Here is a 1,698-nt window from a genome sequence, read left to right as displayed (position 1 = left end):
ATGATAATGCCGTAATAGAATCTTTTCATTCCTCATTGAAATCTGAATTGTTTTACTCCCAAGAAAAACAAATACATTCAACTTCTACTCTCAAACAACTCATTCACGATTACATTGAGTATTATAATACGGAACGTATTCAAGAAAAGTTAAACTACCTGTCTCCTATAGAATATAAGAAACAGGTAGCATAGGTGTTTTTTTCATGTACCAAATTCGTGGGTCAGTTCATATCAGTTATGATTTAGAGAGGTGTTTTTTATCGTCTCATTCTCAGAGTTCACTCCAGACAAGAAAGGTAGATTTATATGAGTGGATTCCTCCATACAATAACATATGATTGTCCAGTTAAAAGGTGAAAATTTGCTAACAAAATCTTTATTTAGTAATAAATAAAAAGAGTGCTTTTAAAGGCGCGTAGAGACAAGTTTTATGTTGAAAGAGGAATCATGCTATTATATGCACACTGTTTTAGAATGTTGTAGTTTAAAAGCCTCATGTCATTAAAAATTGAAGCACACATATAAGCGTGCTCTTATGAAAACTTTAAATTTGTATGACTAGATAGTCACCATACAATAACATATGATTGTTTGATATAAATGTGTGTCAAATCCATAAAAGTATATTTTGGTATATATAAGAAAAATTAAATGCTAAATTGGATAGCATTGTGTTTTTATTACCGGATTTGTGCAACTGTTAATGCTGCAGCGCGGATGTCTACTGTACCAATTAATTCAACGGGTACAATTTGAATTAAATCACCAGGGTTTAAGTTAATTAGAATGACACCACTGGATACATCGACTTGACCAGTTCCAATAATATTAGATCGGACTGCAGTTCCAGATCCTGCAATAACGTTAGTTGATGAGTTAAGTGTCAAGAAAAAGCGTGCTGCTTCTGGCGCTATTGGAACGTTATCAAGGCTGATTGTTAATGTATAACTGATTTGATAAATACCAGCTACAAGAATTCTAATACCAGTTCCAGTACTAATTGTATCACTTATTACAGGCACAGTAATGTTAGGATTTGGGCCCGTACTAGGTAATAGTAGTGGCGTAAATAATGTTGCAAACTGGGGTGAAGTAGCATTGAAAGCAAAGCCAAGGGCGGGTAGTGTACTGGGTGCTTGTGCTCCGCAATTAAAGTTTTTAAATTTACAACTAGATGAGAGCATATTTTCACTCCTTTCTTTTTAGATAGCTTGAGTAATAACCTTAAGTTTCGTACAAGCGTAATACAATATATGAAAATTCATAGTAAGTGGTGCAGAGATATTACTGTTATAGAAGTGGAAAAATCAGATTTTATGTCTTATATAGAAAAAATCAGCTAGCAAAAGCTAACTGCCTGTTAAGTGAATGAAAGATTGATTTAAAAAATGAACTATATTTGTAATAGTTCATGGATAGTATAGCAGCAAACTTAAAGGCTTATACATTCTAGAAAATGAAATGCAAACACAGAACATATTTTGTTATGCGTCACAAAGTAGTCAGCGTAATAAGTTAACTAATTATTACACAAAAGAAATTTATCGTTTTCCGATAGAAGACTCCTTCCTCAAAAATGTGAAGGTGTGAAACACCAATTGTAGGTGGGAGATGAATGTCGGTTGGCATAGGCCAACATGTTTGCTATCATTTACTTGTACAGATTGCTCTTTGAAAACTGAAGATATGAGGTTGG

At 33.3% G+C, this 1,698-nt stretch carries 2 protein-coding genes; one reads left to right on the top strand and one right to left on the bottom strand.

Going from position 1 to position 1,698, the window contains the following annotated elements:
* The coding region (locus tag BM089_RS30390) for an IS3 family transposase (protein ID WP_139213369.1) at window positions 1-194 on the top strand (194 nt) is incomplete at its 5' end.
* A 488-nt stretch (window positions 195-682) separates the two neighbouring features.
* Here BM089_RS30390 and exsF read toward each other — a convergent pair.
* On the bottom strand, window positions 683-1,186 hold the full coding sequence (exsF, locus tag BM089_RS30385) for an exosporium protein ExsF (RefSeq protein WP_090979222.1): 504 nt from the start codon (window positions 1,184-1,186) through the stop codon (window positions 683-685).
* Window positions 1,187-1,698: the final 512 nt, after the last annotated feature.

Source organism: Bacillus sp. 5mfcol3.1, from assembly GCF_900114335.1.
Classification (GTDB): Bacteria; Bacillota; Bacilli; order Bacillales; family Bacillaceae_G; genus Bacillus_A; species Bacillus_A thuringiensis_S.
The sequence above is the reverse complement of the archived record's forward strand: the minus strand, read 5'-3'. Positions and strand labels throughout refer to the sequence as shown.